Origin of the sequence: Olsenella sp. DNF00959, from assembly GCF_001553055.1 — a bacterium.
GTDB classification, from domain to species: domain Bacteria; phylum Actinomycetota; class Coriobacteriia; order Coriobacteriales; family Atopobiaceae; genus Olsenella_I; species Olsenella_I phocaeensis.
Window position 1 is genome coordinate 61,135 of sequence record NZ_KQ960127.1, and the last position, 18,168, is coordinate 79,302.

Genomic DNA, 18,168 nt, shown 5'->3' on the forward strand with positions numbered 1-18,168 from the left:
ACCCCAGCCGGCTAACCCCCGGCTCGTCCTAGCTGTTGTGCACCATGACGTTGTTTACGCCGACGACGAGTGGCATAGACGGGAGGCCTCGGCGACCCGCTGTCCCGACTCGACGTGCTCGACCAGAGTCCGTCGCACCCTCGGGGCCGGCCTTGCGCTGGGATGCCGCGACACGGGAGGCCCCTTCCTCGCCGCAGGCCTCGACAGCCCACTGCTTGGCGGGAGCCTCCCTATTTGTCGCTACCGGGGCGCAAACTTTGTCGGTACCGAGGCGTAAACAACCCCTTGGCACCAAACGGCTAGGACCTCGCGCGCTCGGCGACCGCGGCGGCGACCACGTCTGCCACGCGCCTGTCCAGCGCGCTGGGGATGATGAACTCCGCGCTGAGCTCCTCGTCCGTCACCAGGCCGGCGATGGCGTGCACCGCGGCGACCTCCATCTCCTCCGTGATCCTGGGCGCGCGGGCAGCGAGGGCGCCCTTGAAGATGCCGGGGAAGACCAGCACGTTGTTGATCTGGTTGGGGAAGTCGGACCTGCCGGTTGCCACGACCCTCGCACCTCCCGCAAGCGCCTCGGCGGGCATGATCTCGGGCGTGGGGTTGGCGCAGGCGAAGACGATGCCCTCGTTCATGGTCGCGACCATCTGGCTCGTGAGGAGCCCTGGCTGCGACACGCCGATGAAGGCGTCTGCCCCGCGCAGGACGTCCGCGAGCGATCCGGACTCGCGTGCGCGATTGGAGATGCGGGCGACCTCATCCTTGGCGGGGTTGAGCCCGTCGCGCCCCTCGTAGATGGCACCCTGGCGGTCGCAGAGTATGACGTCGCCGAAGCCCATGTGGATGAGAAGGGTGGCGATGGCGATGCCCGCCGCCCCCGCGCCGCTCATGACGATCCTGAGCTCGCCCATGCGCTTGCCCGTCAGGCGCACGGCGTTGAGTAAGCCTGCGGCCGTGACGATGGCGGTTCCGTGCTGGTCGTCGTGAAAAACGGGGATGTCGCAGAGCTCCTGGAGCCTGCGCTCGATCTGGAAGCAGCGCGGCGCGGCGATGTCCTCGAGGTTGATGCCACCGAAGCTCTTGCTGATGAGCTGCACCGTGCGGACGAACTCGTCCACGTCGTGCGTGTCTACGCAGAGGGGGATGGCGTCGACGTCGCCGAACTCCTTGAAGAGCAGGCATTTGCCCTCCATCACGGGCATGCCTGCGGCGGGACCGATGTCCCCCAGGCCCAGGACGGCCGTGCCGTCGGTGATGACGGCCACCAGGTTGCCGCGGCGCGTGAGCTCCCAGCTCCTCTGGTAGTCCCTCTGGATCTGGCGACAGGGCTCTGCCACGCCCGGCGTGTACAGGAGCGCGAGGTCCTCCGCCGTCCGCGCCTCGGCGCGCGCGATGACCTCGATCTTGCCGTGAAGCTCCTCATGCAGCCTCAGACTGCGCTCGCTCGTCTCGTTCATCTGCTAGACCATCTCCTCTGGCTTGAACACCCGGTCGAACTCCTCCGCGCTGAGGAAGCCCAGCGCCACGCAGGCCTCGCGCAGGCTCGTCCCCTCCTCGTACGCCTTGTGCGCCACCTGTGCGGCCCGCTCGTAGCCGATGTGCGGGTTGAGGCAGGTGACGAGCATCAGCGAGTCGTGGAGGTTGCGCTCCATGCGCTCGCGGTTGGCCTTGAGGCCGCTCAGGCAGTGCTCGTCGAAGGACGCCATCGCGTCCGAGAGCAGCCGCACGCTCTGCAGGAAGTCGTGGGCGATCACGGGCATGAAGACGTTGAGCTCGAAGTTGCCCTGGCTCGCGGCGAAGCCGATTGCGGCGTCGTTGCCCATGACCTGCACGGCGACCATGGTGAGCGCCTCGCACTGGGTGGGGTTGACCTTGCCCGGCATGATGGAGCTGCCGGGCTCGTTGGCCGGGATGCTTATCTCGCCCAGGCCCAGCCGCGGGCCCGAGGCCAGCCAGCGCACGTCGTTGGCCAGCTTCATGAGGTTCGCCGCCAGCGCCTTGACGGCGCCATGCGAGAAGACCACGGCGTCCTTGGCGGTGAGCGCGTGGAACTTGTTGGGGTCGGTCTGGAAGGGCTCGCCGGTGAGCTCGGCGAGCCTGGCCGCCACGAGCCTGTCGAAGCCCGCCGGTGCGTTGAGACCCGTGCCGACGGCGGTCCCGCCCAGGGCGAGGCGGCGCAGGCCCGGGAGGCTCGCGCGCAGCTCCTCGACGGCGGACTCCACGAGCCCGCGCCAGCCAAATATCTCCTGGCTGAAGGCTATGGGCACGGCGTCCTGAAGGTGGGTGCGGCCGCACTTGACGATGCCCTCGTTCTGGCGCTCGAGCCGCGCGAGGGTCGCCACCAGGCGCTCGGCGGCGGGGATGAGGCGCTGCGTCACGGCCAGGTCGGCCGCCACGTGCAGGGCGGTGGGGAAGGTGTCGTTGGAGCTCTGGCTGCGGTTGACGGAGTCGTTGGGGTGCAGCGGGACCGAGAGGGCGAGGCCCCTCTCGCCTGCGATCTGGTTGCCGCGTCGGGCGAGGACCTCGTTGAGGTTCATGTTGGTCTGGGTGCCGGACCCCGTCTGCCAGACCTTGAGTGGGAAGGCGTCCGCGTGACGGCCCTCGAGCAGCTCGTCGCAGGCGGCCTCGATCGCGGTGGCGGCGCTGGGCTCGAGGCAGCCAAGCTCGACGTTGGCCTGGGCCGCCGCCTTCTTGACCAGCGCGAAGGCATGGATGAGCTCGGGAGGCATGGTCTCGGTCCCGATGCGGAAGTTCTGGTACGAGCGCTGTGTCTGGGCGCCCCAGAGCGCGTCCGTGGGAACCCGCACCTCTCCCATGGAGTCGTGCTCGATGCGATATCCGTCCACGTTCCTCCCTCTGCCCGTCTTGCTTGTCCGTTGTCGCGTGCTGGCGGCCTGCCCCACGGAGCGGCGCCTCGCCGTGCGTCCGCCCCCCTCGCCGTGCCCGTTCGTGTCGGTGCTAGTCCATCGAAACGGCCGAGACGATCTCTTCCAACGCCCGGTTTGCCTCGGGGATGGGATACAGCGGGTAGTTCGCGTTGAGGCCCGAGCCCACATGGAGCTCGGAGTGGATGCCCGCCGCGTTGACGCGCTGGTGGAAGAGGACTGCGTCCGGGTGGAAGAGCTCCCTCGTGCCCGTGAAGACCATCACGTTGCGAAGCATGCGCACGCCGCCGTTGATGGGGCTCACGCGCGGGTCGTTGATGTCCAGTCCCTTGGCCCAGGTGTGGGCGATGCGCCGCAGGCCCTGGAGGGCGAACATGGGGTCTGCCGCCTCATAGGCGGCGACGTCGGGGTTGGCCAGGCTGGCGTCCACCCAGGGCGAGATGAGCACGAGCCGCTCCGGCTGGGGCAGCCCGAGCTCGGGGAGCAGCTGGCAGAAGGAGGCGGCGATGCCCGCGCCGGAGGCGTCCCCCATGAGGGTCACCGAGTCAGCGCCGTACTTCTCGACCATGGAGCGGTAGAGCCCCTCGATGGCGGCGAAGGCCTCGTTGTGGCCGTGGACGGGCGCAAGCGGGTAGATGGGCGCCACGACCTCGGCGCGCGTGCGGCGGGCCAGGCTGTCGAGGAAGCGCCAGTGATAGATGGTGGGCTGGTTCACGAAGCACGTGCCATGCAGGTAGACGACCGCGCGGTCGTTGAGGTTGCGGCGGTTGAGGACGAAGGTCTGCATGCCCTCGAAGTCGCTGTCCTCCACCGAGACGCGCAGCCCCACGAGGGGTGGCAGGGAGTAGCGCTGCTCGTTGCTCTCGGCGTGGGCGAGTATGTAGTTGTCCCAGGCTATGGGGTCTGCCATGCGGTTCTTGTCGGAGGTCACGCGGTTGTAGACCTCTGAGGCGGTGGCGATGTTGGACCTGCGATAGTAGAGGTGCGAGACCGCCGAGTAGGCGGCGAACAGCGCGACGGGCGTTGCTGCCGCGACGGCAAGGGCCTTGGTCGCCGTGCCGCTGAGTTGCTTGGACATGCTGCCTCCTGCCTTGCCCGGTAAGTGGGCCTCGGCCTTCGCCTGCGCGGGTGGGGCCGCGTCGCCCCGCCCGGGGCGCGGGCCTGCCCTGGGCACCATTCTAGTGCCGGCACCCGCCTTGGTGTCCGCGCCAGCCTGGGTCCTGCGACCAATATGCAGCTTTTGGGCCTGGGAGGACCCTTCCTTGCGTCACGTCCGTGAGGGGTGGCCGTCCTAGCAGGCGCTTACCCCTCTCAACTTGTTGCGCCTATTCATTCTCTATCGCTTAATTTTGCATATGTATGGCATATTATCTGTGAATAGATGGTTAGGCGAGAGAAAATATTCCTACTTAGGAGGGTGTCATGCAGCACTCGTGCTAGGATGCCCGCAGTGGCAAGACATCAGGTGCGCCACCGCCCGGCCGCGCAGAAGGAGGGACGCATGAAGAAGTTCGTCGCCGAGGACTCGTTCTGGGAGCTCTTCCCCGAAGCATCCATCGGTATCGTTGCCGTGGACGGCATCCTGCCCACCGACCAGGTGAGCGAGGAGGCGGCGAAGAAGGCAGCGCGCCTGCTCGACCGCGCCAACCTCAAGGCAAGCGACTGGCTCACCAGCAACACCATCAGCGAGAACGAGGTCGTGGCCGTGTGGCGCGACGCCTACCGCAGGTTCAAGACCAAGAAAGGCGCCCGTTGCTCGGTCGAGAACCTGCTCAAGCGCGTGCTGAAGGACAACCCCGTTGGCCACATCAATCCCTCCGTCGACCTCTCCAACGCCATCTCGCTCAAGTACGCGCTGCCCATCGGCGCCGAGAACATAGACGCCCTCGAGGGTACCTTCCGCCTGGCCGTGACCGAGGGCGGCGACGAGTACCTGCCCATCGGCGAGGACGAGTCGGACCCCACGCTGCCGGGCGAGCTTGCCTACATCGATGATGCGGGCGCCGTGTGCCGCTGCTGGAACTGGCGTGACGGCCAGCGCACCGAGGTGACGGACCAGACCCCGCACTGCGTCTTCATCATGGAGAACCTGCAGCCGGAGCGCGCGGGCGACCTGAGGGCCGCCATCGACGAGCTTGCCCAGCAGCTGGAGGAGCTCCTGGGCGCAACGGTCCAGAACAAGGGCATCGTCACCCGAGACAACCCGGAGTTCGTGCTCGAGGCATAGGGCCTGATCAGGGGGCTGGGCGAGAATGGCGGGGTGGACGCGCGAATGTCGTCCGCCCCGCCTGTCTGTGCGCGCGTGCTATGGTCGCGCCGCCTGGCATCGCCTTTCGAGCCCTCTCAGGAGCCCCCTCGGTGGCTGCTCTGGGCCGTCTGTCCGTCTCACGTCGCGGGGACCTTGAGCCGGCTCAGGTCGACGCCCTCGTGCTCGAGCAGCCACGTCTTGCGCCAGATGCCGCCCGCGTAGCCGGTGAGGCTGCCCGTCGAGCCGACCACCCTGTGGCAGGGTACGATGACGCTTATGGGGTTGTGGCCGACTGCCGCGCCCACTGCCCGGGCTGAGACCCTCGTCCCGTCGTCCCTCCCGGCAGCGATCGCTCGTGCGACGTCGCCGTAGGTGGTCAGCGTCCCGCATGGTATGACCTCGAGCTCGCGCCAGACCTCCTCCTGGAACGGGGTCCCTCTCAGGGCCAAGGGAGGCAGCGTGGGGGAAGGGGCGCCGTCGAAGTACGCATCGAGCCAGTCACAAGCGGCGGAGATGCCCGGTGCGCGCCGGGCCTGCGGGCCTCGTACGACGTCCCTCTCGCCCAGATGCTCCCCTGGATGTCCCAGCCGCACGTCGAGCTTGTCTTGGAAATATCTCTGTCCCTCGAACCAGAGGCCGCACAGGCGCTCGCCGTCGCTTGCGAGCACGACTGTCCCGATGGGCGACTCGTATTCGAGCAGGTATGTCAACGACATGGCCCTCTCCTTCCCTGTGCGATCTTCTCCGACAGCAAACGGGCGTACTCGTCGGGCTTGACGCACTGGAGGCCGCAGTGGTTGTAGCCCTCTGCGTCAATGAACTCCGCATCCGGGTACGTACTTTGGACCCTCTTGCGCGATGCGCGTGCCGACTCCTTGCTGCCCCAGACGAACACGCTACGGCGCACCACGTCGGGCGGCAGCTCAGGCAGCCTGCACTCGCAGAAGGTCCTGCACTCGTTGGTCAGCGTGGCGTCCGAGACGAACGTGCACACCTCCGCACAGTTGCCGAGAATCTCCCGGTACATCGGTGCGTCATCTCCCAGGAAGTGCCTGAGCACGCTGCCCCCCAGCACCTTGTCGACGTCGATCTTCCATGGCGTGCCGTCCGGCCTCCTCCTCCCGATTCCCAGCACGCGGCGGAACAGCCGTCGCATGAGGGTCTCGACCGGCCTTGGCAGGTCGAAGAAGGGTCCGCCGTCGTAGAACCAGACGTCGGCAGAGACCGAGCCCTCCCGAGCGACGTCAAGCACGTTGATCGCGCCCATCGAGGTCCCGTGCGCCATGGCAAGGTGGTCGATGCCTCGTCCGTGCAGCCACGAGACCATGCCTTCGGTCGATGCCTCCTTCGAGAGGTAGTCCCCTCCGCCCTTCACGTGCCCGTCGAGGGTCACGGTGACGACGTGGAAGCGGTCGCACAGCCGACGAGCGATGGGCAGCTCCGAATCGCCCGTGCAGAACGAACCGGGCACCATGAGTATCGTCGGTGCCTTGGGGTCTCCCAGTTCGTCGAACCTCACGTGACTCTCCCCTCGGGACCTGCCGGCAGCTGCGGACTGGGCGTGGTGCCCGTGGCGTGCCCCCTCGTCGTCCCAGTGCTACTCCAGGACATAGCTGTCGACTATCTCGCCGTAGTAGATCTCGTGGTAGTAGCAGCTCCCGCTCGCATCGACGTCGGTGACGTCTGCGGGGTAGAAGCGCTCGCGCGTAGCCTCGGACACGGCGTCCCTGTCCATCATCTGCCTATAGACGACCTCGCACTCCAGGGTGATAGGCGCCTCGGCGATCGCGGGGACGTCCACCTTGCCCCCATTCGCGAGCGTGAGCCCGAGCAGCGCTGCCTTGTCCACATGACGGCCGCTCTTGGTGCCGGCGACGGCGAAGATGCGCTTGCCCAGGCGGTCGAGGGGGACGTTGATGGTGAACTGGGGGTTCTTCTCGAGCAGGGCATGGGTGTGGCGGCTCGTGCGGACGAAGGCGGTGAAGGTGGGCTTGCCCCAGAGGGTTCCGATGAGCCCCCAGCCTATGACCATCGTGTCCACTTCGCCCTCGGCCTTGGTGGTGAGCAGGATGCCATGGGCGTTGGCCTTCGTGATGGCGCTCGCGTATTCGTAGGGGTCGATGTGGCGCTTCTCCATGATGGCTCCAATCGCCGGGCTGTGGCCCCGCGACCCTCGTGGGGCGGGGTGGTCGTTCCTTGGGAGGAGTGTACGCCTCGAACGTTGCGAGTCCGCATGCGTTTTGCGGCAGCTGGCGGGGCGGCGGAGTCGCCGCGCCGCGACCCTGGGCTACGCCCTGCGACGAGGGGGCCAGGGCACGACCCTGTTAACCCGCCTGCAGTAGTCCAGGTACGTGCTGCCGTGCAGCTCGGCAAGCCAGCGCTCCTCCGTGCGCCGCATGAGCAGGGTCAGCGCGAGCCAGTGGATGGGTGTCAGGACGAGGAGCCAGAGGTTCCCGGCGACGAGGATCGCGCCGAGGCAGGCGATGAGGAAGGCGGAGTAGATGGGATTTCTCACCCAGGCGTAGACGCCCGTGGTCACGAGCTCGTTTCTCTCCGCGTGGGCGTCGATCTTGGACACGACGGCTCCCATGACCCATACGGCCACGGCAAGCGCTGCGAGGATGGCACCCGCGACTACGAGCGGCAGCTCGAGTTCGAGGACGCTTGCGCGTGGCAGCATGCCGATCCTGGTCGCCGCGATTCCCGCAGCCGTCGTCAGGAGGATGCACGCCACGTATGCCGGCCCCACCCCGAACAGGGGCAGGTGGTCCCTCTCGCCCATGTGTCTCCCTTGCCCGCTTACCACTAATTAGCTTTGGCTAACTGTTTTCTGACGACATCGTAGCACGGGCCGTCGGGGTATACCTTTTGGCAGACTGACTATCATGCAAATGGGCACGACTGCGCACGGCAAGAGGGGAGAGCGCCATGGAGTTCAAGATGGTACGTGCGAAGAGGGAGCTGGGCCGCGAGGAGGCACTCGCGCTCTTCGCGTCCGCGTCGAACGCGGTGCTCTCGACCGTGGACCCCGACGGCGAGCCCTATGGCGTGCCCATCAGCTTCGCGCTCGAGGGCGGCCGCATCTACCTGCACGGCTCCATGAAGGGCGGCCATCGCCTGACCAACCTGGGCGCAGGCTGCAGGGCATGCATCACCGTGGTCGCCCAGGACGACGTCCAGCCTGCGGAGTTCACCACGAGGTACGCCTCCGCCATGGCGTTCGGGCGTCTGCGTCCCGCCGCGGACGACGACGAGAAGCGCGCGGGGCTCATGGCCCTGCTGCGCAAGTACGCGCCCGGCCACATGGAGGCGGGCATCCGCTACATCGCCGCGGCGCTGCCCAAGACCTCGGTGACCGTGCTCGAGATCGAGCGCGTGAGCGGCAAGAGCAACGTGCGCGGCTAGCGCGCGCAGCTTTCCAGCGCCTGCGCGAGCAGCTCGAGTCCGCGGGTGTCCTCGGGAAGGAAGCGGCCGCGCATCGGGCTGTCTATGTCGAGCACGCCGACGACCCGGCCGTCCGCGTGCAGCGGCACGACGACCTCGGACGCGCTCGCGCTGTCGCAGGCGATGTGACCCGGGAAGGCGTGGACGTCCTCCACGAGCTGGAGCTCGTCCGTCGCGGCGGCGGTCCCGCAGACTCCCCGGCCCAACTCGATGTGCACGCAGGCGACCTTCCCCTGGAAGGGCCCCAGGACGAGCCTGCCCTCACCTTCCGGGATGAGGTAGAAGCCCGCCCAGTTGACGTCGGGCAGCGCCTCGTAGATGAGCGCCGACGCGTTGGAGAGCAGCGGCATCCAGCGCGGGTCCTCCTCCGCGAGGGCCCTGACCTGCTCGGCGAGTAGCCCGTAGTCGGGTCGCTCCGCGTGGCTCACGTGTTCCATGGTGGTCCTCCGTCCTGATGGGCCTTTGTCGTGGCGGCCCGTGCCCCGCGTGCGTGCGGCTCCACTTGCGATACAGTCAATGGGTTGACGCGTCCGGCGCCTCTCCCACAGGCGTCCGTCACCAAGCTACTTATCGCACAACCCAAGGGGGAAGCTCGTGAGGCGCACAAAGATCGCAACGCTCTACGCAGACATGGACCGCCTGGGCGGCCAGGAGCTGACGGTCGCCGGGTGGGTCCGCTCCATCCGCGACATGAAGAACTTCGGCTTTGTGACCCTCAACGACGGCAGCTGCTTCAAGGACCTGCAGGTCGTCCTCAACCGCGAGTCCCTGGGCGAGCGCTACGACGAGCTCGTGGGCCAGAACGTCGGCTCCGCCCTCGTCGTGCGCGGCACGCTGAGCCTGACGCCCGACCGCCCCCAGCCCTTCGAGCTCCAGGCCTCCGAGGTCGTGGTGGAGGGCCCCTCCGCCCCCGACTATCCCATGCAGAAGAAGCGCCAGACCCGCGAGTACCTGCGCACCCAGCAGCATCTGCGCAGCCGCACCAACCTCTTCCGGGCAATCTTCCGCGTGCGCAGCGTGGCGGCCTACGCCATCCACAGCTTCTTTCAGGAGAACGGCTTCGTCTACGTCAACACGCCCATCATCACCGCGAGCGACGCCGAGGGTGCGGGGGAGATGTTCCGCGTCACCACCCTGGACCCCAAGAACCCGCCCTTGCTCGAGGATGGCAGCGTCGACTGGAGCCAGGACTTCTTCGGCAAGATGACCAGCCTCACCGTCTCGGGCCAGCTCCAGGCCGAGAGCTTCGCCCTGAGCTTCGGCGACGTCTACACCTTTGGTCCCACCTTCCGCGCCGAGAACTCCAACACCCGCCGCCACGCCGCCGAGTTCTGGATGGTCGAGCCCGAGATGGCCTTCTGCGACCTCGACCAGGACATGGACGTGGCCGAGCAGATGCTCAAGTACGTGATCAACTACGTGCGACAGACCTGCCCCGACGAGCTGGACATGTTCAACCGCTTCGTGGACAAGGGCCTGCTCGAGCGCCTCGAGCACGTGGCCACGAGCGACTTCGCGCGCGTGAGCTACACCGACGCGATCAAGATCCTGGAGGATGCCCAGGCCGCCGGCACGAAGTTCGAGTATCCCGTGAGCTGGGGCGCCGACCTCCAGACCGAGCACGAGCGCTACCTCACCGAGCAGCACTTCAAGAGGCCGACCTTCGTGACCGACTATCCCGCCGCGATCAAGGCCTTCTACATGCGCATCAACGACGATGGCAGGACCGTGGCCGCTGCGGACTGCCTGGTTCCCGGCATCGGCGAGATCATCGGCGGATCCCAGCGAGAGGAGCGCCTCGACGTGCTCGAGAGCCGCATCCGCGAGCTGGGCATGGACCCCGAGCAGTACCGCTACTACTGCGACCTGCGCCGCTATGGCGGCTGCCACCACTCCGGCTTCGGCTTGGGCTTCGAGCGCCTGGTCATGTACCTCACCGGCGTGGACAACATCCGCGACGTCCTGCCGCACCCCCGCACGGTGGGCAACGCGGAGTTCTAAGGCTCCCGTCCCCCACGCGCGAATAGACCGGCATTCGAGCGGCCCCGCCCTGCGGCAACGTGGACGGGGCCGCTCGACCATTTGGACGGGGGCCTTCGCCCCGCCCTTGCCATGCAAGGCAGGGGCCGGGCGTTTCAGAGGCCGAAGAGCTCGGCGTGCGATCCGGTGCGAACGGCGGTCAGTATGAGGCGCGTATCGTCGATGCGATAGACGAGCAGCCAGTCCGGGCCTATGTGGCACTCACGGTGCCCGCCAAGCCTGCCGGCGAGGGCGTGGTCACGAAAGCGCTCCCCAAGCACCTCTCCCTTGCGCAGGAGGGTGATCACCTCGCCGAGCCTCTCTAGGTCCGCGCCTTGCCTGCGTCTGCGACGAACGTCCTTCTTGAACTGGGAGGTATAGGCCAGGCTCAGCACGGCTACTCTCCGTCGTCGAAGATGGAGGCCCACATCTCCTCGTTTGACTCGAACGGGCCCGTGACGCGTCCCTGCTCGGCGTCTTCCATCGCCCTGAGCGTGGTGCGGGGAAGGCCGTAGGGGTTGGAGGGGTCGAAGGGGAATCCTCCCCTGCGGTTGAAGGCCGAGACGAACATCCTGAGCGCGTTGCTGGGGGAGGTCCCGATGGAGTCGCATATCTGGGTGAAGAGCGTCTTCTCGTCAGACGTGACCTTGGTGGAGAGTGCCGCATTGGCCAAAGTTCCTGCCATATTCCTCACTCCTTATAAGCCAATGTCATCTATTAGATTCGATTGTACTCCACACAAAGGCATTTATCGATATCTGAAGAAAATGGTTAGGATTGGAGTTCACAACGCCACGACCCATCGTCCCTCTCGCCGGAGGCCGCCCTGCACTGACGAGGGGCCGTGCGTCGGTGGCAGCCGCAAAAAGGACGCAAAGTGTCCAACTGGTTACGTATCAAGAAACTTTTCTTCTCAAAATCGCCATTTTAATCACTCCCTTGCATTTCTGATGCAAACATACGCACAGGCCGCTACGCCGCAGCCACAGCCGCGAGGGGCGGCGGCTCGGTGGGCCAAGACGCCATATCAGGCTTTGTGCATCAGAGAGGGAGTACACATGGCTAGCACCAAGGCACAGATCTCCAGAAGGAACTTCGTCAAGGCCATGGCGGCCGTCAGCGCGGGCAGCGCCTTCGCCCTCGCCGGCTGCGGCAGCCAGCGCGCCGGCGGCTCCTCCAAGTCCGCCGACGGCGACTTCACCATCACCTTCGCCCAGGCCTCCGACCCCCGCGGCCTCGACCCGGCCATGGTCGACGACGGCGAGTCCGCCATGGTCATGGTCCAGGTCTACGAGAACCTCCTGCAGTACGAGGACGACTCCTGCGCCGTCAAGCCAGGTCTCGCCGAGTCCTACGAGGTCTCTGACGACGGCCTCACCTACACCTTCAAGATCCGCACCGGCGTGAAGTACCACGACGGCACTGACTTCAACGCCGCTGCGGCCAAGGCCTCCATCGAGCGCCAGCTCGAGCCCCAGCGTACCGAGGACATGCCCTACGCCGCCTTCACCTTTGGCTCCGAGGCCGACGGCAACGGCATCGCCTCCATCGACGCCCCCGACGACACCACCCTCGTCATCAAGCTGCGCGCCGCCTCCACCGCCTTCCTGGCCAACCTCGCCATGTGCATGGCCTCGCCCATCGTGAGCCCCACCGCCGCCGAGGGCGGCAAGCTCAACGAGAGCCCCGTCGGCACCGGTCCCTACAAGTTCGTGAGCTGGACCAAGAACTCCGACATCAAGCTCGAGCGCAACGAGGACTACTGGGACAAGGACAACGCCGGCAAGGCCAAGAACATCGTCTTCCGCTTCATCGCCGAGAGCGCCTCGCGCGTCACCGCCCTGGCCAACGGCGAGGCCGACATCATCAGCGGCATCGACGAGGCCGTGGTGAGCCAGGTCGAGAACAACGGCGACAAGGTCTACAAGACCGACGGTATGAACATCAACTACCTCGCCTTCAACACCCAGAGCGAGACCTTCAAGACCGCCGACGCCCGCAAGGCCTTCGCCAAGGCAGTCAACGTCCAGGAGCTCGTGGACAGCCTCTACAACGGCTACGCCACCTACGCCAACTCCGTCATGCCCCTGTGGATGGCCCCCTACGACTCCGACATCCAGCAGACCCAATACGACCCAGACGCGGCCAAGTCCGAGCTCGCCGCCCTGGGCATCACCAAGGTCAAGTGCATCACCTACTCGGTGTCGCGTCCCTACAACGGCAAGGGAGGCACCGCGCTCGCAGAGTCCGTCCAGGGCTACCTGAGCAAGGTCGGCGTCGACATGACCATCGACCAGTTCGACTGGACCTCCTACAAGGACGCCGTCCAGGCGGGCAACTACGACGTCTGCTTCTATGGCTGGAACGGCGACAACGGCGACCCCGACAACTTCATGAACCTCCTCTCGGTCGACGACACCGCCATGAACGTCGCACGCTACTCCAACGACGAGTACAAGGCGCTCATCGCCAAGGGCCTCTCGACTCCGGCGGGCTCCGAGCGTGACGACGTCTACCACCAGTGCGAGCAGATCGTGGCCGAGGACCAGGTCTGGCTGCCCATCTCGCACTCTCAGAACCTCCTGGGCCACAAGGCCAACGTCGAGGGCTACGTCTACCACCCGACGGCGGTCGTGTTCCTGAGGAACTGCACCAAGTCTGCCTAGCCCTGGACGGGGGAGAGACGCCCCCATCCAAGGCCGAGGGACATCCCGAGGCAACGCTGCGACTCGGGCCGGACGCGAGCCCGGTCCGAGTCGCGCTTCTGGTGGCGCGCGGAGGGGCGCATGTCGCCGGACCCGACAAGAGCGAACAGATGAGAAGAGAGAGGAGGAAGACACGTGCTGAGATATGTGATCAAGCGCGTCCTGCAGGCGATTCCCGTCCTGTTGGGCCTCTCGATCGTGGTCTTCCTGATCATGCGCGTCTTCTCGGCCGACCCTGCCAGCGTCGTGCTCGGCGAGCATGCCACGCAGGAGCAGATGCAGGCCTGGCGAGAGGTGAACGGGCTTACGGCCCCCATCGTGGTGCAGTACCTCAACTTCCTGGGATCGGCCCTCCGCGGCGACCTGGGGACCTCGTACTACACCCACACCTCCGTCACGACCGAGATCATGAGCCGCTTCCCGGCCACCGTCGAGCTTGCCATCGTCGCCATCATCGTGGCGTCCGTGCTCGGCATCGTGCTCGGCGCGCTCGCGGCGGTCCACAAGGGCTCCTTCGTGGACGGCCTCAGCACCTTCGTGGCGCTGGTGGGCGTCTCGATGCCCATCTTCTGGTCCGGCGTGCTCATGATCATCCTCTTCGCCGGCACCCTGCACGTCCTGCCCTCGGGCGGGCGCATCGACCCGCTTCTGGCGCCGGTGGGCGGCACGGGCCTCTTCATCCTTGACACGCTGCTCTCCGGCGACTTCGAGGCCCTGGGCAACGCCCTGCAGCACATCGTGCTGCCGGCCCTCGCGCTCTCGCTCTACTCGATGGCCATCATCACGCGCATGACGCGCTCCAGCATGCTCGAGACCCTGGGCGAGGACTACGTCCGCACCGCCCGCGCCAAGGGCCTGCCCAAGGGCAGCGTCGACCGCCATCACGCCTTGCGCAACGCCATGCTGCCGGTCACCACCGTCATCGGCCTGCAGTTCGGCAGCCTCCTGGGCGGTGCCCTCCTCACCGAGACCGTCTTCGCCTGGCCCGGCATCGGCAAGTACGTGGTCGACTCCATCCTGAAGTCCGACTTCCCGGTGGTCCAGGGCACCGTGCTTCTCATCGGCGTGATCTTCGTCGTCATCAACCTGATCGTGGACATCGTGTACGCCTACCTTGACCCGCGCATCAAGTACTCGCAGGAAGAGGGGTGATCTTGGTGGAGAAGACACTCGACTCCGGGCAGGAGCCCATGGGGCCCACGAAGGGCGTCGACGCCGCCAGGCCGCAGAAGGCGGAGTCCATCTGGAAGGACGTCTGGTACTCGCTGAGCCACAACGGCCCGGCCATGGCCAGCCTGGTCTTCATCGGCCTCGTCGTGCTCATAGCCGTCGTCACGGCCATCGCCCCCGGCGTGCTCCCGTACGACCCCTACGAGCAGGACCTGACCCAGTCCTTCGCCGCGCCCAGCGCCGCGCACTGGTTTGGCTGCGACCAGCAGGGCCGCGACATCCTGGCCCGCATGATGGTGGGCGCGCAGGTCTCGCTCACCGTCGGCCTCATCTCGGTCGCGCTGTCGCTCGTGGTGGGCGTCACCCTGGGCGCCATCGCCGGCTACAAGGGTGGCAGGGCCGACACGGTGATCATGCGCCTCATGGACATCATGCTCGCCGTGCCCTCGATCCTCCTGGCCATCACCTTCATGGCGGCGCTCGGCAAGGGCATCGACAAGGCGGTCATCGCCATCGGCCTGGTGTCCATCCCCGAGTACGCGCGCATCGTGCGCAGCCAGGTCCTCGCGGTCAAGGCAAACGACTACGTCAGCGCCGCCCGCGTCATAGGCGACTCCGACGCCAAGATCATCTTCCGTCACATCCTGCCCAACGTGGCTCCCTCGATCATCGTCCGTGCCACCTTGGGCATCTCGGGCGCCATCCTCGACGCCGCCGCCCTGGGCTTCCTGGGGCTCGGCGTCCAGCCACCCCAGGCCGAGTGGGGCGACATGCTGGGCCGCGGCCGCGACTACATCTTCCAGGCTCCCCACGTCATGATCTTCCCGGGCCTCGCCATCACCCTCACCGTCCTCGCGTTCAACCTGCTGGGAGACGGCATCCGCGACGCCTTCGACCCCAAGAGCAGGAGGCGCTAGCATGGCACTTCTCGAAGTGAGGGACCTCGTCACCGAGTTCCCCACCCGCAAGGGCACCGTCCGTGCCGTGGACGGCGTGAGCTTCTCCATAGACCGCGGAGAGATACTGGCCGTGGTGGGCGAGTCCGGCTCCGGCAAGAGCGTGACCTCCCTCAGTATCATGGGGCTCCTGCAGAAGCCGGGACACGTGGCCTCCGGCAGCATCAGCTTCGACGGCACCGACCTCCTGTCACTCAGCGACAAGGAGATGGAGCAGGTCCGAGGCCAGAGGATCTCGATGATCTTCCAGGAGCCCATGACCTCGCTCAATCCCGTCTACCGCGTGGGCGACCAGATCGTCGAGGCCATCCAGACGCACACGCCCATGAAGAAGGACCAGGCCTGGGAGCGTGCGGTCGAGATGCTGCGCGTGGTGGGCATCCCCTCTCCCGCGGACCGCGCTCGCGACTACCCGCACCAGATGTCGGGCGGCATGCGCCAGCGCGTCATGATCGCCATGGCGCTGGCCTGCAACCCCCAGCTGCTCATCGCCGACGAGCCCACCACGGCCCTCGACGTGACCATCCAGGCGCAGATCCTTGACCTCATCTACCAGCTGCGCGACGAGTTCGACATGGCCGTGCTCTTCATCACCCACGACCTGGGAGTCGTCTCGGAGGTGGCCGACCGCGTGGTGGTCATGTACTGCGGCGAGGTGGTCGAGGAGGCGGAGAAGGTCGCGTTGTTTGAGAGGCCCCTGCACCCCTACACGCTGGGCCTCCTGAACTCGATTCCGCGCCTCGAGGACGACGACTCCAAGCGCCTCTACACCATCAAGGGCACCGTGCCCAACCCGCTGGACATGCCCTCGGGCTGCCCGTTCTCGGACCGCTGCGACCGCTGCATGGAGCGCTGCCGTCGCGAGCGCCCCGAGCTCAGGCCCTACCCCGGCGACCCCAGCCGCAGCGTCCGCTGCTTCCTGTACGAAGAGGGGGAGGAGTAGCCCATGGCAGACCCCAAGAGCGATTCCACGCGCGACGACGTGCTGGTCGAGGTGAAGAACCTCTCCAAGAGCTTCGTAGCCGAGACCAACTTCTTCGGGCGTCCCACCTCCTACGTGCGCGCGGTCGAGGACGTGTCGTTCAAGATCCACCGCGGCGAGGCCTTCGGCCTGGTGGGCGAGTCGGGCTGCGGCAAGACCACCATCGGCAAGATGCTGGTGGGCCTGCTCAAGCCCTCCGGCGGCAGAATCTACTTCGAGGGCGAGGACATCACCGACGCCAGCAAGCAGCGCCGTCGCGAGCTCTGCCGCGACATCCAGCTGATCTTCCAGGACCCCTACGCCTCGCTCAACCCGCGCATGACCGTCGAGCAGATCGTGAGCGAGCCCATCGTCACCAACGGCATCCTGCCCGCGGAGGCCATCGACGCCCGCGTGGACGAGCTGCTCGAGCGCGTGGGCATCCGGCCCGACCTGAAGCGTCGCTACCCCCACGAGTTCAGCGGCGGGCAGCGCCAGCGCGTGGGCATCGCGCGCGCCCTGGCCGTGAATCCCAAGCTCATCGTCTGCGACGAGCCCGTGAGCGCCCTCGACGTGTCCATCCAGGCGCAGGTGCTCAACCTCCTGGACGACCTCAAGGAGGACCTGGGACTCACCTACCTCTTCATCGCGCACGGCCTCAACGTGGTCAAGCACGTATCCGACCGTGTGGGCGTGATGTACCTGGGCAAGCTCATGGAGGTCGCCCAGAAGAACGACCTCTACCACGATCCGCTCTGCCCCTACACGCAGGCGCTTCTCTCGGCCATTCCGTCGCCCGACCCGCATCTCTCTCGCAAGCGCATCATCCTGCAGGGAGACGTGCCCAGCCCCATCGACCCGCCGGCGGGCTGCCGCTTCGCGAGCCGCTGCTTCGCAAAGGTGGGTGCCTGCGACGTGGCCGCGCCGGAGCTTCGCGAGGTCGTTGCGGGGCACCGCTGCGCCTGCCACCGCTACGACAACATGCCCGAGGCCGACGTGCGCAGGACCGCGCGCAAGATCCAGTACGAGGCGGCGCGCCCCACCTACGGCATGGGCGGCGCGGATGCCAACGCCGACCCGGTCTCGTTCGACCCGGACACTCCGGAGGAGGCGGCCGCCAAGGGAGAGAAGCTCCCGGAGAGGTGGCTGTAGGTCGCTGCCGGGACGCCCTTGGCCGGAGTGTGGCTGGGTGACGAGGTGATTAGTGCGGGCGGGCTGGCGATGTGCCGGCCCGCCCGTTTTGTGCGTGGGCGCGTGCGGCTGGTGGCGACGTCGGGCGCGTGCGTGCGGCTGCCGACAGCGCCCGGCGCGTCTCTCTCGCCCGCGACAACGTCCAATACGCGCGTTATTTCGCCGAAAGCGTCCAACGCGTCTAATGGTCTGACGTTTTCCCAGTTGGCGCGCCACGTCCAGACGCGTTTGGCGTTCTCACGTGTCACCCAGATGCGTGCGACGTACTGGCGTGTCGTTTAGACGTATTGGACGTTCTTGCTTGTCATTCAGACGCGTTGGACGCACTCGTGTCGACCAGTTACTCCGGCGTGTTCTTTACTCGGGCGAATCGAAGCGTCGTGGCTTTGATGCGGGCGATAAAGAACACGCCGCCGCAGCTCATGTGGGCAAATGCAGCGGTCGGCGTTCTTTTCTCGCCTTGGATGGCGAGATTTCGTCGCTGAGAGCCAGTAGGGAACACGACGCCCGCAAGCAAAGCCAGCAAAGAACGCGCCACCCGCAGGCCGCCGCACCATGCGATGTGCCGCGTTCTTTACTGCTAAGGTTTTCT

Annotated in this window: 18 protein-coding genes; 8 read left to right on the forward strand and 10 right to left on the reverse strand. The window is 66.7% G+C overall.

The genetic code is table 11. The annotated features are described in order from the left end of the window. Positions 1-299 precede the first annotated feature (299 nt). The 3 genes from HMPREF1868_RS03925 to HMPREF1868_RS03935 all read right to left on the reverse strand — a co-directional run bounded on the left by HMPREF1868_RS03925 (position 300) and on the right by HMPREF1868_RS03935 (position 3,960). Positions 300-1,454 (reverse strand): NAD(P)-dependent malic enzyme, encoded by a 1,155-nt coding sequence (locus tag HMPREF1868_RS03925; protein ID WP_062530628.1) that lies wholly within the window; start codon positions 1,452-1,454, stop codon positions 300-302. Between the two features lie 3 nt (positions 1,455-1,457). Further along, the gene (fumC, locus tag HMPREF1868_RS03930; protein WP_009278778.1) at positions 1,458-2,843 is read right to left on the reverse strand and encodes a class II fumarate hydratase; all 1,386 of its coding nucleotides are present in this window, start codon (positions 2,841-2,843) and stop codon (positions 1,458-1,460) included. 112 nt (positions 2,844-2,955) lie between these two features. Continuing rightward, a complete protein-coding gene (locus tag HMPREF1868_RS03935; protein WP_062530630.1) occupies positions 2,956-3,960 on the reverse strand; it encodes an alpha/beta hydrolase fold domain-containing protein in 1,005 nt (334 codons plus the stop codon). Between the two features lie 423 nt (positions 3,961-4,383). On the opposite strand from HMPREF1868_RS03935, the gene HMPREF1868_RS03940 reads away from it, so the two are divergent. Then, complete coding sequence (locus HMPREF1868_RS03940) at positions 4,384-5,109, forward strand: B3/B4 domain-containing protein (RefSeq protein ID WP_009278780.1); 726 nt, start codon at positions 4,384-4,386, stop codon at positions 5,107-5,109. A gap of 158 nt (positions 5,110-5,267) precedes the next feature. Here HMPREF1868_RS03940 and HMPREF1868_RS03945 read toward each other — a convergent pair whose 3' ends face one another. The 4 genes from HMPREF1868_RS03945 to HMPREF1868_RS03960 all read right to left on the reverse strand — a co-directional run bounded on the left by HMPREF1868_RS03945 (position 5,268) and on the right by HMPREF1868_RS03960 (position 7,912). Next, a complete protein-coding gene (locus HMPREF1868_RS03945; RefSeq protein ID WP_231782253.1) occupies positions 5,268-5,846 on the reverse strand; it encodes a methylated-DNA--[protein]-cysteine S-methyltransferase in 579 nt (192 codons plus the stop codon). Next, positions 5,837-6,649 carry an alpha/beta fold hydrolase gene (locus tag HMPREF1868_RS03950; RefSeq protein ID WP_062530632.1) on the reverse strand — a complete coding sequence of 271 codons (813 nt, stop codon included), beginning with the start codon at positions 6,647-6,649 and terminating at the stop codon, positions 5,837-5,839. The genes HMPREF1868_RS03945 and HMPREF1868_RS03950 overlap by 10 nt, the downstream gene beginning before the upstream one ends. Positions 6,650-6,727: 78 nt before the next feature. Beyond that, positions 6,728-7,267, reverse strand: a complete 540-nt coding sequence (locus HMPREF1868_RS03955) for a flavin reductase family protein (protein WP_062530634.1) — start codon at positions 7,265-7,267, stop codon at positions 6,728-6,730. A 150-nt stretch (positions 7,268-7,417) separates the two neighbouring features. Beyond that, positions 7,418-7,912, reverse strand: a complete 495-nt coding sequence (locus HMPREF1868_RS03960) for a methyltransferase family protein (protein WP_062530636.1) — start codon at positions 7,910-7,912, stop codon at positions 7,418-7,420. Positions 7,913-8,058: 146 nt separating this feature from the next. Here HMPREF1868_RS03960 and HMPREF1868_RS03965 point away from each other — a divergent pair, with 146 nt between their 5' ends. Then, the gene (locus HMPREF1868_RS03965) at positions 8,059-8,535 is read left to right on the forward strand and encodes a pyridoxamine 5'-phosphate oxidase family protein (protein WP_009278785.1); all 477 of its coding nucleotides are present in this window, start codon (positions 8,059-8,061) and stop codon (positions 8,533-8,535) included. Here HMPREF1868_RS03965 and HMPREF1868_RS03970 read toward each other — a convergent pair. Then, on the reverse strand, positions 8,532-9,011 hold the full coding sequence (locus tag HMPREF1868_RS03970) for a GAF domain-containing protein (RefSeq protein ID WP_062530637.1): 480 nt from the start codon (positions 9,009-9,011) through the stop codon (positions 8,532-8,534). The genes HMPREF1868_RS03965 and HMPREF1868_RS03970 overlap by 4 nt on opposite strands. A 157-nt stretch (positions 9,012-9,168) precedes the next feature. Here HMPREF1868_RS03970 and asnS point away from each other — a divergent pair, with 157 nt between their 5' ends. Continuing rightward, a complete protein-coding gene (gene asnS, locus HMPREF1868_RS03975) occupies positions 9,169-10,575 on the forward strand; it encodes an asparagine--tRNA ligase (protein ID WP_062530639.1) in 1,407 nt (468 codons plus the stop codon). Positions 10,576-10,709: 134 nt separating this feature from the next. Here asnS and HMPREF1868_RS03980 read toward each other — a convergent pair whose 3' ends face one another. Continuing rightward, positions 10,710-10,988 carry a type II toxin-antitoxin system YafQ family toxin gene (locus HMPREF1868_RS03980; RefSeq protein ID WP_009278788.1) on the reverse strand — a complete coding sequence of 93 codons (279 nt, stop codon included), beginning with the start codon at positions 10,986-10,988 and terminating at the stop codon, positions 10,710-10,712. A 2-nt stretch (positions 10,989-10,990) separates the two neighbouring features. Then, a complete protein-coding gene (locus HMPREF1868_RS03985; protein WP_009278789.1) occupies positions 10,991-11,278 on the reverse strand; it encodes a type II toxin-antitoxin system RelB/DinJ family antitoxin in 288 nt (95 codons plus the stop codon). A gap of 373 nt (positions 11,279-11,651) precedes the next feature. On the opposite strand from HMPREF1868_RS03985, the gene HMPREF1868_RS03990 reads away from it, so the two are divergent. The 5 genes from HMPREF1868_RS03990 to HMPREF1868_RS04010 all read left to right on the forward strand — a co-directional run bounded on the left by HMPREF1868_RS03990 (position 11,652) and on the right by HMPREF1868_RS04010 (position 17,537). Next, on the forward strand, positions 11,652-13,259 hold the full coding sequence (locus HMPREF1868_RS03990) for an ABC transporter substrate-binding protein (RefSeq protein WP_062530641.1): 1,608 nt from the start codon (positions 11,652-11,654) through the stop codon (positions 13,257-13,259). A gap of 174 nt (positions 13,260-13,433) precedes the next feature. Then, entirely contained in the window at positions 13,434-14,450 is a 1,017-nt protein-coding gene (locus tag HMPREF1868_RS03995) for an ABC transporter permease (RefSeq protein ID WP_062530643.1), read from the forward strand. A gap of 5 nt (positions 14,451-14,455) precedes the next feature. Beyond that, positions 14,456-15,385 (forward strand): nickel transporter permease, encoded by a 930-nt coding sequence (gene nikC / locus HMPREF1868_RS04000; RefSeq protein ID WP_231782261.1) that lies wholly within the window; start codon positions 14,456-14,458, stop codon positions 15,383-15,385. A gap of 1 nt (position 15,386) precedes the next feature. Then, complete coding sequence (locus HMPREF1868_RS04005) at positions 15,387-16,367, forward strand: ABC transporter ATP-binding protein (protein ID WP_062530645.1); 981 nt, start codon at positions 15,387-15,389, stop codon at positions 16,365-16,367. Between the two features lie 3 nt (positions 16,368-16,370). Continuing rightward, the gene (locus HMPREF1868_RS04010; RefSeq protein ID WP_062530647.1) at positions 16,371-17,537 is read left to right on the forward strand and encodes an ABC transporter ATP-binding protein; all 1,167 of its coding nucleotides are present in this window, start codon (positions 16,371-16,373) and stop codon (positions 17,535-17,537) included. Positions 17,538-18,168: the final 631 nt, after the last annotated feature.

Bases quoted from the DNA above. Each gene is read 5' to 3' on its own strand.
- HMPREF1868_RS04005 (WP_062530645.1), top strand. From the start codon at position 15,387: ATGGCACTTCTCGAAGTGAGGGACCTCGTCACCGAGTTCCCCACCCGC.
- HMPREF1868_RS03965 (WP_009278785.1), top strand. From the start codon at position 8,059: ATGGAGTTCAAGATGGTACGTGCGAAGAGGGAGCTGGGCCGCGAGGAG.
- HMPREF1868_RS03970 (WP_062530637.1), bottom strand. From the start codon at position 9,011: ATGGAACACGTGAGCCACGCGGAGCGACCCGACTACGGGCTACTCGCC.
- HMPREF1868_RS03925 (WP_062530628.1), bottom strand. From the start codon at position 1,454: ATGAACGAGACGAGCGAGCGCAGTCTGAGGCTGCATGAGGAGCTTCAC.
- HMPREF1868_RS03940 (WP_009278780.1), top strand. From the start codon at position 4,384: ATGAAGAAGTTCGTCGCCGAGGACTCGTTCTGGGAGCTCTTCCCCGAA.
- HMPREF1868_RS04010 (WP_062530647.1), top strand. From the start codon at position 16,371: ATGGCAGACCCCAAGAGCGATTCCACGCGCGACGACGTGCTGGTCGAG.
- HMPREF1868_RS03960 (WP_062530636.1), bottom strand. From the start codon at position 7,912: ATGGGCGAGAGGGACCACCTGCCCCTGTTCGGGGTGGGGCCGGCATAC.
- HMPREF1868_RS03990 (WP_062530641.1), top strand. From the start codon at position 11,652: ATGGCTAGCACCAAGGCACAGATCTCCAGAAGGAACTTCGTCAAGGCC.
- HMPREF1868_RS03945 (WP_231782253.1), bottom strand. From the start codon at position 5,846: ATGTCGTTGACATACCTGCTCGAATACGAGTCGCCCATCGGGACAGTC.
- HMPREF1868_RS03985 (WP_009278789.1), bottom strand. From the start codon at position 11,278: ATGGCAGGAACTTTGGCCAATGCGGCACTCTCCACCAAGGTCACGTCT.
- HMPREF1868_RS03955 (WP_062530634.1), bottom strand. From the start codon at position 7,267: ATGGAGAAGCGCCACATCGACCCCTACGAATACGCGAGCGCCATCACG.
- HMPREF1868_RS03935 (WP_062530630.1), bottom strand. From the start codon at position 3,960: ATGTCCAAGCAACTCAGCGGCACGGCGACCAAGGCCCTTGCCGTCGCG.